This window comes from Streptomyces angustmyceticus (assembly GCF_019933235.1).
GTDB lineage: Bacteria > Actinomycetota > Actinomycetes > Streptomycetales > Streptomycetaceae > Streptomyces > Streptomyces angustmyceticus.
Genome location: NZ_CP082945.1, coordinates 7,615,942 through 7,630,929 on the forward strand (window position 1 = coordinate 7,615,942; position 14,988 = coordinate 7,630,929).

A 14,988-nucleotide genomic window follows, 5' to 3' on the forward strand; every position below is an offset into this window, starting at 1 on the left:
GGAACGCACACCGACCGCCGGTTTCTTGAAGGGCTGACGCTACATGGACAACGAGGACAAGCTCCGCGACTACCTCAAGCGGGTCACCACCGACCTGCGGCAGACCCGCCGCAGGCTGCAGGAGGTGGAGTCGCGGGAGCACGATCCCATCGCGATCGTCGCCATGGCCTGCCGCCTCCCGGGAGGAGTGGCCTCTCCGGAGGAACTGTGGCGGCTGGTGGCCGAAGGCACCGACGCCATCGGGCCCATGCCGACCGACCGCGGCTGGGACGTGGACAAGCTGTACGACCCGGACCCCGACCGGCCCGGCAGCAGCTACGTCCGCCAGGGCGGCTTCCTCTACGACGCCCCGGAGTTCGACGCCGGCTTCTTCGAGATCTCCCCGCGCGAGGCCCTCGCGATGGACCCGCAGCAGCGGCTCCTCCTGGAGACCTCCTGGGAGGTATTCGAGCGCGCGGGCATCGACCCGACCTCGGTACGCGGCAGCGCGGGCGGCGTCTTCGTCGGATCCAGCAATCAGGGCTACGCGGCTGCCGCCGACGGCAGCACCGCCCCCGAGGGCGTCGAGGGCCACCTGCTGACCGGCGGCTCGGCCGCCGTGCTCTCCGGACGGCTCGCCTACAGCTTCGGGCTGGAGGGGCCGGCCGTCACCGTCGACACCATGTGCTCGTCCTCACTGGTCGCCCTGCACCTCGCCGTCCGGGCACTGCGGCACGGCGAGTGCGAGACGGCGCTCGCCTGCGGAGCGACGGTGATGTCCTCGGCACGCAACTTCGTGGAGTTCAGCCGGCAGCGGGGGCTCGCGCGAGACGGCCGGTGCAAGCCGTTCGCCGCGGCTGCCGACGGCACGGCCTGGGGCGAGGGCGTCGGCGTCCTGCTGCTGGAACGCCTGTCGGACGCCCGCCGCAACGGTCACCCGGTACTGGCGGTGATACGCGGCAGCGCCACCAACCAGGACGGTGCGTCGAACGGTCTGACGGCGCCGAACGGTCCGTCGCAGCAGCGGGTGATCCGTGCGGCGTTGGCGGATGCCGGGTTGTCGGCCGCTGAGGTGGATGTGGTGGAGGCGCACGGTACGGGGACGTCGTTGGGCGACCCGATCGAGGCGCAGGCGTTGTTGGCGACGTACGGGCAGGGGCGGGCGGCGGACCGGCCGCTGTGGCTCGGCTCGGTCAAGTCGAACATCGGGCATGCCCAGGCCGCTTCCGGCATCGCCGGCGTGATGAAGATGGTGCAGGCGATCCGCCACGGTGTCCTGCCCGCGACCCTCCACGTCGACGCGCCCTCCCCGCATGTCGACTGGTCGACGGGGAACGTCCGCCTGCTCACCGACGAGACGGCATGGCCCGAGACCGAAGCACCCAGGCGGGCCGGCGTCTCGTCGTTCGGGGGCAGCGGCACCAACGCCCATGTCCTGCTCGAACAGGCGCCGGAGGACGACCCCGCCGACGAACAGTCCGCGGCGTCCCCCGCACGGGACGCGGCTGGCCTCGCGCTGCCCTGGGTGGTCTCCGGGCGTTCCGCGACGGCCCTGCGCGCGCAGGCAGACCGGCTGGCGTCGTGGGCGCAGACCGCCGGACAGTCGCCGGCGGACACCGGACATGCGCTGGTGACCTCACGTGCGGCCCTGGAACACCGGGCCGTGGTGGTGGGGTCCGACCAGGACGCACTGGTCGCCGGACTGCGCGCCGTGTCGGAGGGCGAGACCCCCGCCGGCGCGGTGGTGGGCGACGCGGGAGCCCTGGAGGGCGACGCCGATGTGGTGTTCGTCTTCCCGGGGCAGGGGTCGCAGTGGGTGGGGATGGCGGTGGAGTTGTTGGATTCCTCGCCGGTTTTTGCGGGTCGGTTGGGTGAGTGTGCGGCGGCGTTGGAGCCGTTCACGGAGTGGTCGTTGGGTGGTGTGTTGCGGGGGGTTGAGGGTGCGCCGGGTCTGGACCGGGTGGATGTGGTTCAGCCGGTGTTGTGGGCGGTGATGGTGTCGTTGGCGGAGGTGTGGCGGGCTCATGGTGTGGAGCCTGCGGCGGTGGTCGGTCACAGTCAGGGGGAGATTGCCGGCGTGTGTTGCTGGGGCGTTGACGCTGGAGGACGGCGCCCGGGTGGTGGCGCTGCGGAGCAAGGCGATCCGTGCGTTGTCGGGCCGGGGCGGGATGGTGTCGGTGGCTCTGTCCTCGTCCGGGGTCGCGGAGCTGGTTGAGCGGTGGGGTGGTCGGGTTTCGGTTGCGGCGGTCAATGGTCCGTCGTCCGTGGTGGTCTCCGGCGACGCCGACGCGCTCGATGAGCTGATGGACGTGTGCCGGGAGCGGGGGGTGCGTGCGCGCCGCATTGACGTGGATTACGCCTCGCACTCGGCTCATGTGGAGTCGATCGAGGGGACGTTGGCGGAGGCCCTGGCGCCGGTCGCGCCCCGTGAGTCGTCCGTGCCGCTGTTTTCGACGGTGACGGGGGAGTGGCTGGACACGGCGGAGATGGACGGCGGGTACTGGTACGCGAACCTGCGGCGGACCGTGGAGTTCGCGCCCGCCGTCGAAGCCCTCATTGCCGCAGGCCACCGCACATTCGTGGAGGTCAGTCCGCATCCCGTGCTCACCGTGCCACTCCAGGAGACCGTCGATGTGGCGGGTGCGGATGCCGTGGTGACGGGGACCTTGCGTCGTGATGACGGTGGTCTGTCGCGGCTCTACACCTCTCTCGGTGAGCTGTATGTGAACGGCGTGGAGGTGGACTGGTCGCCGGCGTTCGCGGCGCCTCGTCCGCGGCTCGTGGACCTGCCCACGTACGCCTTCCAGCGTCGGCGTTATTGGCTGGAGTCGGGTCCGTCGTCGGTGGCCGGTGTGGCGGATCCGGTGGAGGCGCGGTTCTGGGAGTCGGTGGAGCGTGCGGATGTGGAGGGTCTGGCGGCGACGCTGGGGCTGACCGATCCGGGGGCTTTGGGTGAGGTGTTGCCGGCGCTGTCGTCGTGGCGGCAGGGACGGCAACAGCGGAGCACGGTCGACGGCTGGCGCTACCGGATCGCCTGGCGGCCCCAACCCGAGCCGAGAGAAAGCAAGTTGGCGGGCTCCTGGCTCGTCGTCGTGCCCGCCGACCACCTGGACAACGACCTCGTACGGGCCACTGTCCAGGGCATGGGGGACAGCGGCGCCGAGATCACGCTCCTCGTCCTGGAGGAGTCGACCACCGACCGCCGAGGGGTGGCCGACCAGCTGCGCGACTCCCTCACGACCGGCGCCCCCAGCGGCGTGGTCTCCTTCCTCGCCCTGGACGAGCGGCCGCTGACCGGGCACCCCGAGGTCACCGTGGGACTGGTCCAGTCCGTGGCCCTGATGCAGGCGCTGCTCGACACCGACGTCGAGGCTCCGCTGTGGCCGCTCACGACCGGGTCCGCCGCCACTGGGTCCGCCGATGACGGGGTCCGGCACCCGCTCCAGGCGGCCGTCTGGGGCCTGGCCCGGGTGTTCGCCCTGGAGCACCCCAAGCTGTGGGGCGGTCTCGTCGACCTGCCCGCGGAGCTGGACGACCGTGGCGCGGCCCTGCTGTCCGGGGTCTTCGCCGCGGGCGGGGACGAGGATCAGCTTGCCCTCCGTGGATCCGCACTCCTCGCCCGCCGGCTCAGCCGCGCCCCTCTGGACGGTGGCGAGCCGGCCGCCCCCTGGCGCACCAGCGGAACCGCGCTGGTCACCGGCGGTACCGGCGGCCTCGGCGCGCACACCGCCCGGCTGCTCGCCCGTAACGGCGCCGAGCATCTGGTGCTGACCAGCCGGCGCGGCCCGGACGCCCCTGGCGCGGCCGAACTGCGCGATGAAATAGCCGAGTTGGGGGCGCGGGTCACCATCGCCGCCTGTGATGTGACGGACGCCGACGCGCTGGCCGAGCTGGTCGCCCGGGTCGAGTCGGACGGCCCGGCCATCCGCTCCGTCGTGCACACCGCCGGAGTGGGGCTGCTGGTGCCGCTCGCCGACACCACGCTGGACGAGTTCGCCGAGGGCGCCCGCGCCAAGCTGCTCGGCGCCCGCAACCTCGACGCGCTCTTCGACCGCGACGGGCTGGACGCGTTCGTGCTGTACTCGTCCGTCGCCGGCACCTGGGGCAGCGGCGACCACGGGGCCTACGCCGCGTCGAACGCCTACGTCGACGCGCTCGCGGCACACCGCCGCGCCCGCGGTCTGACGGGCACCTCGATCGCCTGGGGCATCTGGAGCCCGGAGGGCGGCGGCATGGCCGTCGATGTCGTCCAGGAGCAGCTGCGCTGGCGCGGCATTCCGTTCATGCCGGCGCACCTGGCCGTACGGGGACTTCAGCAGGCGCTCGACCACGATGAGACCTTCCTCGCCGTGGCCGACATCGACTGGGAACGCTTCGTCCCCGTCTTCACCGCCGCGCACCCCCGCCCCCTGCTGCACGAGGTCCCCGAGGTACTGCGGGCACTGGAGGCCGACGAGGCCGACACCGACGCCGCCGGGAACACCTCCGAGTCGCTCCGCACCCAACTCGCCGGACTGGCTCCCGCCGAACGTGAGCGGCAGCTCGCCGACCTCGTACGCAAGCAGGTCGCGGCCGTACTCGGGCACGCCGACACCTCGGAGGTCGAGATCGGCCGGGCCTTCCGCGAACTGGGCTTCGACTCCCTCACCGCGGTGGAGCTGCGCAACCGGCTCAACACGGCCACCGGCCTGAAGCTCCCCGCCACCGTGGTCTTCGACCATCCGACCGTGAAGGCCCTCGCCGGGCATCTGGACACCACCCTGGCCGGACACGTCGCCGACGGCGGCACCGCCCTGCCCGTACCGGCCGGCGCCCCGGAAGCCGCGGCCCCCGTCGCCCCGGCCGAGGACGACGCGATCGCGATCGTCGCCATGGCCTGCCGGTACCCGGGTGGTGTGCAGTCCCCGGAGGACCTGTGGCAGCTGGTGCGGGACCGGACGGACGCGATCTCGGAGTTCCCCGCCGACCGCGGCTGGGACCTCGACGCGCTCTACGACCCGGACCCCGACCACACCGGCACCTGTTACGTCCGCGAAGGCGGATTCCTCGACGCCGCCGGTGACTTCGACCCCGAGTTCTTCGGGATCTCGCCGCGTGAGGCCCTCGCGATGGACCCGCAGCAGCGGCTCCTCCTGGAAACCTCCTGGGAGGCGATCGAGCGCGGGGGCATCGACCCCCGAACGCTGCGGGGCACCCCGACCGGCGTCTTCTTCGGGGCCGCCTACCAGGGATACGGCAACGGCGAAGCCCCCGAAGGACTGGAGGGGCACCTCATCACCGGAACGGTGACCAGCATCGCCTCCGGCCGCATCTCCTACACACTCGGACTGGAGGGCCCCGCGGTCACGCTCGACACGGGCTGTTCGTCCTCGCTGGTGTCGCTGCACCTGGCCGTACAGGCGCTGCGCTCCGGAGAGTGCTCCCTGGCACTCGCCGGAGCCGCGGCGGTGATGAGCGAACCGATCGGACTGGTGGGCTTCAGCCGGCAGCGGGGGCTGGCGCGGGACGGCCGGTGCAAGCCGTTCTCGGCGTCCGCCGACGGCATGGGCATGGCCGAGGGCGTCGGCGTCCTGCTGGTGGAACGCCTGTCGGACGCCCGCCGCAACGGCCACCGGGTGCTGGCGGTCGTCCGCGGAACGGCCATCAACCAGGACGGCGCGTCCAACGGTCTCACCGCACCCAACGGCCTGTCCCAGCAGCGGGTGATCCGTGCCGCGCTGGCCGATGCCGGGCTGTCGGCCACTGCGGTGGACGTGGTGGAGGCGCACGGTACGGGGACGTCGCTGGGCGACCCGATCGAGGCGCAGGCGTTGCTGGCGACGTACGGGCAGGAGCGGGCGGCGGACCGGCCGCTGTGGCTCGGCTCGGTCAAGTCGAACATCGGACACAGCCAGGCCGCCTCCGGCATGGCCGGTGTCATCAAGATGGTGCAGGCACTGCGCCACGGCGAAATGCCGGCGACGCTCCATGCCGACGAGCCCTCGCCCCATGTGGAGTGGTCGTCGGGCGCCGTGGAACTGCTGACCGAGGCCCGTCCGTGGGCGCCGGAAGACGGCCGTCCGCGCCGCGCCGGCGTCTCCTCCTTCGGCGTGAGCGGAACCAACGCCCATGTGATCGTGGAGCAGGCGGAGGGGGCCGGGGAGCCGGCTGACGGAGAGGCCGGCGCGCCGTCGTCGGGTTCGGCTGTGGTCGTGCCGTGGGTGGTGTCCGGGCGTTCCGCCGAGGCGTTGGTGGCGCAGGGGGAGCGGTTGGTGTCGCGGGTGGCGGAGCGCGGCTGGTCGCCGGCCGAGGTGGGATGGTCGCTGGTGGCCGCGCGGTCGTCGTTCGAGCACCGGGCGGTGGTCGTGGGCTCGGAGAACTCTGAACTCGTCACAAAACTGGGCGAGTTGAAGCCCGTTGCTCCGGCGGGCGATCCGGGCCGTACGGTGTTCGTCTTCCCGGGGCAGGGGTCGCAGTGGGCCGGGATGGCGGTGGAGTTGATGGACTCCTCACCCGCGTTTGCGGCTCGCTTGGCGGAGTGTGAGGCGGCGTTGGAGCCGTTCACCGACTGGTCGTTGAGCGGGGTGCTGCGGGGGGCTGAGGGTGCCCCGGGGCTGGACCGTGTCGATGTGGTCCAGCCGGTGCTGTGGGCCGTGATGGTGTCGTTGGCCGAGGTCTGGCGCGCCCACGGTGTCGAGCCGGCCGCGGTCGTCGGTCACAGTCAGGGCGAGATCGCCGCGGCCTGCGTCGCCGGGGCGTTGAGCTTGGCGGACGGCGCCCGGGTGGTGGCGCTGCGGAGCAAGGCCATCCGTGCCCTGTCCGGCCGGGGCGGGATGGTGTCCGTGGCGCTGCCCTCGTCCGAGGTCCCGGGCCTTGTCGAGCCGTGGGGACGTCGCCTCTCGACCGCGGCCGTCAACGGTCCCACGTCCGTGGTGGTCTCCGGTGACGCGGACGCGCTCGACGAGCTGATGGACGCCTGCCGCGAGCGTGAGATCCGCGCGCGCCGCATCGACGTGGACTACGCCTCGCACTCGGCTCACGTGGAGTCGATCCGCGACGAGCTGCTCATGGCCTTGGCGCCGGTCGCGCCCCGGAAGTCGTCCGTGCCGTTCTTCTCGACGGTGACGGGGGAGTGGCTGGACACGGCGGAGATGGACGCCGGGTACTGGTTCCGGAATCTGCGGCAGACGGTGCGGTTGGAGCCTGCGGTGCGTGCGCTGCTGGCTGCGGATCACCGGGTGTTCGTGGAGGTCGGTCCGCATCCGGTGCTGACGATGCCGGTGCAGGAGACCGCCGAGGCGGCGGGTGCGGATGCCGTGGTGACCGGCACCCTGCGTCGTGATGACGGTGGTCTGTCGCGGCTCTACACCTCTCTCGGTGAGCTGTATGTGAACGGCGTGGAGGTGGACTGGTCCCCGGCGTTCGCGGTGCCTCGTCCGCGGCTCGTGGACCTGCCCACGTACGCTTTCCAGCACCGCCGCTACTGGCTCGCATCGCGCAATCCCGCCGCAGGGCCCGCCGGTCCGGGACTCGCCGACGCCGGGTTCTGGGAGACCGTCGCCCGTGAGGACGCGGACACGCTGGCCGAGACGCTCGGGCTGTCAGACGACGGTGCGCTGCGCGAGGTGCTGCCCGCGCTGTCGTCGTGGCACCAGCAGCGGCAGCGGCGGAGCACGGTCGACGGCTGGCGCTACCGGATCGTCTGGCGGCCCCAACCGGAGCCCGAGCGCAAGGGCTTGGACGATACCTGGGTGGTCGTCGTGCCTGACGGTCACCAGGGCGATCCACTGGTCGAAGGCGTCGTCCGCGCGCTCCGGTCGAGTGCCGCGGACATCAGGACCGTGACCGTCGGCGCGGAGGACGCCGACCGGGCACGGCTGGCGGGCCGGCTGCGGGACGAGGTCGGGGCGGCGGCCGGGACGATCGGGGGCGTGCTGTCCCTCGTGGCCCTGGACGAGCGGCCGTGGACGGACACGGAGACCCTGCCGACCGGGCTGGTGCTGATGACGTCGCTGCTGCAGGCGCTCGGCGATGCGGATATCGACGCTCCGCTGTGGTGTGCGACCCGGGGCGCGGTGTCGGTGAACCGTGCCGATGCCCTCGACCACCCGACGCAGGCGATGGCGTGGGGGCTGGGCCGGATCGCCGCCTTCGAGTATCCGCAGCGGTGGGGCGGACTCGTCGATCTGCCGGGCGAGTGGGACGACCGGGCCGGCCGGCGGCTGGCCGCGGTACTGGCGCAGAGCCCCGGCGAGGACCAGGTGGCGCTGCGCGGGTCCGGAGTCTTCACCCGCCGGATGCTGCGGTCGCTCCCGGGGGACCGGACGGGCGGCGAGGGCTGGCGACCGCACGGCACCGTCCTGGTCACCGGTGGCACGGGCGCGCTGGGCGGGCACCTCGCCCGCTGGCTCGCCCGCAACGGCGCGGAGCATCTCGTCCTCGTCAGCCGCCGGGGCCCCGAGGCGCCGGGCGCCGACGCGCTCGTCGAGGAGCTGGCCGGGCTCGGGGCGCGGGCGACCGTGCGGGCGTGTGATGTCGGCGACCGGGCGGCGGTGGCGGCACTCATCGCGGGTCTGCCGGAGGAGCAGCCGCTGACCGCGGTGGTGCACACGGCAGGGGTCCTCGACGACGGGGTGATCGACCAGCTCACCCCGGACCGCGCCGAGACCGTGTGGGAGCCGAAGGCGGGGGCCGCGTTCGCCCTCCACGAGGCGACCCGGCACCTGGACCTGTCGGCGTTCATCCTGTTCTCCTCCATGGCGGGCACGCTCGGCGGCCCCGGCCAGGGCAGCTACGCGGCGGCCAACGCCTGCCTGGACGCGCTCGCCCAGCAGCGCCGCGCCGAGGGGCTGCCCGCCACCTCGATCGCCTGGGGCGCCTGGGGCGGCGGCGGTCTGGTGGGCGAGGAACTGGCCCAGCGGCTCCGCCGCGACGGCGTGCCCCCGATGGATCCCGGCCTGGCCGTCTCCGCACTGCAGAGGGCCCTGGACGAGGACGAGACGTTCCTGGTCGTCGCGGACGTCGACTGGCGCAAGGCCACGGCCCGGCAGGTCGCCGCGGTCAGTGAGCTGCCCGAGGTCCGGGCGTCGTCCGGCGTGGACGCGGACCAGGCCACGGCGCGTGCGGACGGCCCGCCGCTCGTGGCGCGGCTGCGGGAACTCGCTCCGGGAGAACGGCGCGCCGCCCTGCTGGACGAGGTCCGGGCCACGGCCGCCGCCGTCCTCGGCTACGACCGGCCCGACGCCCTCCCCGCCGACCGGGCGTTCCGCGAGCTGGGCTATGACTCGCTGACCGCCGTCGAACTGCGCAACCGGCTGGCCGGGGCGACCGGTCTGCGGCTGCCGGTGACCCTGGTGTTCGACCATCCGACGGCGACCGCGCTCACGGCGTTCCTCCACGACGGACTCTTCGGCGCGACGCCGGAGCGCGCGGCCCCGGCCGCACCCGCCGTTCCGGCCGACAACGACGATCCGGTCGTCATCGTCGGAATGAGCTGCCGCTACCCGGGCCGGGCCGACTCGCCCGAGGAGCTGTGGCGGCTGCTCGACGAGGGCACCGACGCCGTCTCGGGCTTCCCCACCAACCGGGGCTGGGACATCGAGCGGCTCTACGACCCGGACCCCGACAAGCCGGGTACCTGCTACGCCCGCGACGGCGGGTTCCTCTACGACGCCGACCACTTCGACCCGGCGTTCTTCGGGATCTCGCCGCGTGAGGCGGTCGCCATCGACCCCCAGCACCGCCTCCTCCTGGAGACCTCCTGGGAAGCGATCGAACGGGCCGGCATCGACCCGGAGACGCTCCGGGGCACGGCGGCCGGCGTCTTCGTGGGTTCGAACTACAACGACTACGGCTCCCGCGCGCACACCGCCCCCGAGGGCATGGAGGGCTACCTCGCGACGGGCAGCGCCAGCAGCGTCGCCTCCGGCCGTATCGCCTACACCTTCGGGCTGGAGGGGCCGGCCGTCACGGTGGACACCGCGTGTTCGTCGTCGCTGGTCGCCCTGCATCTGGCGGCCCAGGCCCTGCGGTCCGGCGAGTGTTCGCTCGCGCTGGCCGCCGGCGTGACGGTGATCTCGACCCCGCAGACCTTCATCGAGTTCAGCAGGCAGCGGGCGCTCGCTCCCGACGGCCGCTGCAAGGCGTTCTCGGCGGACGCCGACGGCGCCGGGTGGGCCGAGGGCGTCGGCGTCGTCCTGCTGGAACGGCTCTCCGAGGCCCGCCGGCGCGGGCACCGGGTACTGGCCGTCGTCAAGGGCACGGCCGTCAACCAGGACGGCGCCTCCAACGGCCTGACCGCGCCCAACGGGCCGTCCCAACAGCGGGTCATCCGCCAGGCGTTGGCCAACGCGGGACTGGCCGCGGGCGATGTGGACGCCGTCGAGGCGCACGGGACGGGCACCCGGCTCGGCGACCCGATCGAGGCGCAGGCGCTCCTCGCCACCTACGGCCAGGAACGGCCCGCGGAACGCCCGCTGTGGCTCGGCTCGGTCAAGTCGAACATCGGGCACACCCAGGCCGCGGCCGGGGTCGCCGGCGTCATCAAGATGGTGCAGGCCATGCGGCACGGTGTGCTGCCCCGCACCCTGCACGCCGCGCAGCCGTCGCCGCACATCGACTGGTCGGCGGGGAACGTGCGGCTGCTGAGCGAGCCGCAGGAGTGGACGCCTGGCGACGGTCCGCGCCGGGCCGGCGTCTCCGCCTTCGGCATCAGCGGCACCAACGCGCATGTGATCCTGGAGGAGCCGGAGCCGGAGCCGGAGCCGGAGCCCGGGACCGTGGCCGTCGGGTCCGGTGTCGCGCCGCAGGGCCCTGTGCCGGAGAGCGCCGCCCCGCCCACCGTCGTCCCCTGGCTGCTGTCCGCGCGCGGCGCCACCGCCCTGCGGGCCCAGGCCGGGCGGCTGGCCGACCACCTCGCCCGCAACCCCGGGCTCGCGCCCGCCGATGTCGCACTGTCCCTGGCCACCTCGCGTACCGCTTTCGAGGACCGGGCAGCCCTTGTCGGCCGGGACGCCGGTGAACTGACCGAGGCGCTCCGGGCGTTCGCCGAGGGCCGGGAGCATCCACGGGTCGCCGCCGGCCGCGCCCGCCCCGGAAAGCTGGCCTTCCTCTTCCCGGGCCAGGGATCGCAGCGCGCCGGGACCGGACGGGCCCTCTACGCGACCCACGACGCCTTCGCCGACGCCCTGGACGCGGTCTGCGCACACCTGGACGGCCACCTCGACCGGCCCCTTCGCGAGGTGCTGTTCGCCGAGCCCGGTACGCCCGACGCGGAACTGATCGACCGCACCGTCTACACCCAGGCCGGTCTGTTCGCCCTCGAAGTCGCCCTGTTCCGGCTGCTCGAAAGCTACGGCGTGCACCCGGACCTGCTGCTCGGCCACTCGATCGGTGAACTGGCCGCCGCCCATGTCGCCGGGGTGTTCTCCCTGGCCGATGCCTGCCGCCTGGTCGCCGCCCGCGGCCGGCTGATGCAGGCCCTGCCGGCCGGCGGCGCCATGGTGTCCGTCCAGGCGGCCGAGGAGGACGTCCTGCCACTGCTCGCGCCGTACGGGGACCGGGCCGTGATCGCCGCGGTCAACGGGCCGGCCGCCGTGGTCCTCAGCGGCGACGACGATGCCGTCACCGAGGTCGCCGGACAACTCGCCACCGCCGGACACCGCACCAAGCGGCTGCGGGTCAGCCACGCCTTCCACTCCGCCCGCATGGACGCCATGCTCGACGAATTCGCGTCCGTGGCGGCCGAGTTGACCTATCAGCCGCCGGTCGTCCCCGTCGTGTCGAACGTCACCGGACGCCTGGCCGCGGCCGAGGAGCTGTGCAGCCCCGACTACTGGGTCCGCCACGTACGGCAGGCGGTCCGGTTCCACGACGGGACACGGACCCTGGAGGAGCTGGGCGCGCGGACACTCCTCGACCTCGGGTCCGGGGTGCTGACCGCCATGGCGGACGAGTGCCTGACCACGGACGGGGCTTCCCTCGGTGCGGTACTGCGCCGGGACACCGACGAGGCGGAGTCGCTCACCACGGCCCTCGCCCAGCTGCATCTGCGGGGCCACGGCCCGGACTGGGCCCGGTGTCTCGCGCCCTCGGGCGCCCGGCGGGTGCCGCTGCCGACCTACCCCTTCCAGCGGCAGCGCTACTGGCTGGAGGCCGGCCCGGACCTCACGGACGTCTCCGCCGCCGGGCTGGAGGCGGCCGGCCATCCGCTGCTCGGCGCGGCCGTGCCGCTCGCCGGGTCCGACGGCGCCCTGTTCACCGGACTGATCTCGGCGGGCCGCCAGCCGTGGCTGGCCGACCACGCACTGGACGGCACGCTGCTCTTCCCCGGCACCGGATTCCTGGAACTCGCGCTCCAGGCCGGTGAACGGACCGGCGCCGGCCACCTGGAGGAACTCACCCTGCAGGCCCCGCTGGTGGTCCCGGAGGACGGCACGGCGCAGCTTCAGCTCACCGTCGGGGAGGCGGACGAGTCGGGCCGCCGCCCGCTGTCCGTGCACTCGCGCCCCGCGACCCGCCCGGAGGACGAGGCAGCGCCCTGGACCCGGCACGCCGAAGGCACCCTCGCCGACGGCCCGCCCGGGACGGCGACGCCCGCCGGCCTCACCGCCTGGCCCCCGCCCGGCGCCGACCCGGTCGACATCTCCGACCTCTACGAGCGCACCGCCGCCAACGGCTTCGCCTACGGACCCGCCTTCCGCGGTCTGCACGCCGCCTGGCGCCGCGGCGAGGAGGTGTTCGCCGAAGTCGCCCTGCCCGAGCAGTACCGCGACGGCGCCTTCGTGCTGCACCCGGCGCTGCTGGACGCCGCCCTGCACACCGTCGCCCTGGCCGCCCCCGACACCGAACGCGCCGTCCTGCCCTTCAGTTTCCGTGAGGTCACCGCGGCACCGGCCGCCACCCGCCCGGACACCTTGCGGGTCCGTCTCGCCCGGCAGGCCGACGACACCTACACGGTGCAGCTGGCCGACGCCTGCGGCGGACCGCTCGCCGCGATAGCGGCGCTCGTCCTGCGGCCCGTAGACCCCGCCCAACTGGCCGCCGCCGCACCCGGGCCCGCCGACCTGTACCGGATGGACTGGGCGGACCTGGCGCTCCGCGGACAGCCGGCCGAGCCGTACGCGGTCCTCGGCACGGACGGCATACCGGAACTGCCCGAGGGGCACGGCGCCCGGTACGCGGACCTGTCCGCGCTGGCCGCGGCCGTCGACGCCGGGGCCGAGGTGCCCGCCACGGTCCTCGTCGGCTGCCCGCCCGCCGGGGGCGACCCGGCCCAGGCCACCCGGCAGGTCGTCCACCACGCACTGGAGGCGGCACAGACCTGGCTGAACGACGAGCGGTTCGGCGCCTCGCGGCTGGTCCTGTGCACCCGCGACGCCGTCGCCGATCAGGCCGGCGCGCCGGTCTCCGGACTGCCGCAGTCCGCCGCCTGGGGCCTCCTGCGCACCGCCAAGGCCGAGAACCCGGGCCGCTTCGCCCTCCTCGACCACGACGGCACGGCACGCTCCGCGGCCGCGCTCCCCGCCGCCCTGGCGACCGGCGAACCCGAAATCGCCCTGCGCGAGGGCACGGCCCGGGTACCGCGCCTGGTACGGGCCGGGGCGGCCGAGCCGTTCCGGGGCCTCGGCGACGGTGGAACGGTGCTGATCACCGGGGCCGGCGGCATGCTCGGCCGGCTCGTGGCCCGTCATCTGGTGACGGCGCACGGCGTGCGCGGCCTGCTGCTCGCCAGCCGCCGCGGGCGGACCGCGGACGGGATGCCCGAACTGGAGAAGGAGCTGCGCGAACTGGGCGCGGACGTCGACATCGCCGCCTGCGACCTCGCCGACCGGGACGACACCGCCCGGCTGCTGGCGTCCGTACCGGCCGAACGCCCGCTCACCGCGGTGATCCACACCGCGGGCGTCCTCGACGACGGAGTGATCGGCTCCCTGACGCCCGACCGCATGGACACCGTGCTGCGGGCCAAGGCGGACGCCGTCCTCCACCTCGACGAGCTGACCCGCGGCCTCGACCTGAGGGCGTTCGTCCTGTTCTCCTCGCTCGCCGGGACCTTCGGCGGCGTCGGACAGGGCAACTACGCGGCGGCCAACGCCTTCCTCGACGCCTTCGCCCACGCCCGCCGGGCCGCAGGCCGGCCCGCCGTCTCCCTCGCCTGGGGCCTGTGGGCCGAACGCAGCGGCATGACCACCAAACTGGAAGAGAGCGACCTCCACCGGATGGCCCGGGGCGGGGTGCGCCCCATGCCGTCGGACCAGGCGCTGGCGCTGCTCGACGCCGCACTCGCCGCGGACGAGGCGTTCCTCGTCCCGGCCGGGCTCGACCTGGCGGCGCTGCGGACCGCGGCCGGCGAGGTGCCACCGCTGCTGCGGTCGCTGACCGGGCCGCGGTCCGTGACCTCCGCCGGACGGCCGGGCCCCGCGCCCGCCGCCGACGCCGCGCCGCTCGGCACCCGCCTCGCCGCGCTGCCGGAGCGGGACCGGCACCAGGCGGTGCTCGACGCGGTCCTGGGCCAGGCCGCGCTGGTCCTGGGCCATGCCTCGCCCGACGCGGTCGACCCCGAACGCGGCTTCCTGGAGCTGGGTTTCGACTCGCTGACCGCCGTCGAGCTGCGCAACCGCCTCACCACCGTGACCGGGACCCGGCTGCCCGCGACCCTGCTGTTCGACTACCCGGAACCGGGCGCACTCGCCGACCACCTGCTCGGCAGGCTGGCCGCCACGGCGGAAGCGCAGCCGGCCGACGGAGGCCCCGTAGCCGGCCCGCTCGACGCCTGGCACGCACAGACCGAGCGGCTCATGGACGACGCCACCGCCAGGGCCGCGCTGCGCGGCCGGCTCCAGGGCCTCATGGACCGTCTCGACAGCCTCCCCGAGGACCCGGACACCGCACTGGAGAGCCGGCTGGACCAGGCGTCGGACGACGAGCTGTTCGACTTCATCGAGCAGGAACTCGGCGGCTCGTGAGGCGCTGAGCACTCCCGCACCGGCTCCGGCAGCCCGCCGACGGGCTGCCGGAGCCGGTGCCGTC

The 14,988-nt window shown here is 74.1% G+C and carries 1 pseudogene; it reads left to right on the forward strand.

The features are described from left to right. The first annotated feature begins 43 nt into the window (after positions 1-43). Positions 44-14,924: pseudogene (locus K7396_RS33780) on the forward strand (type I polyketide synthase). Positions 14,925-14,988 lie beyond the last annotated feature (64 nt).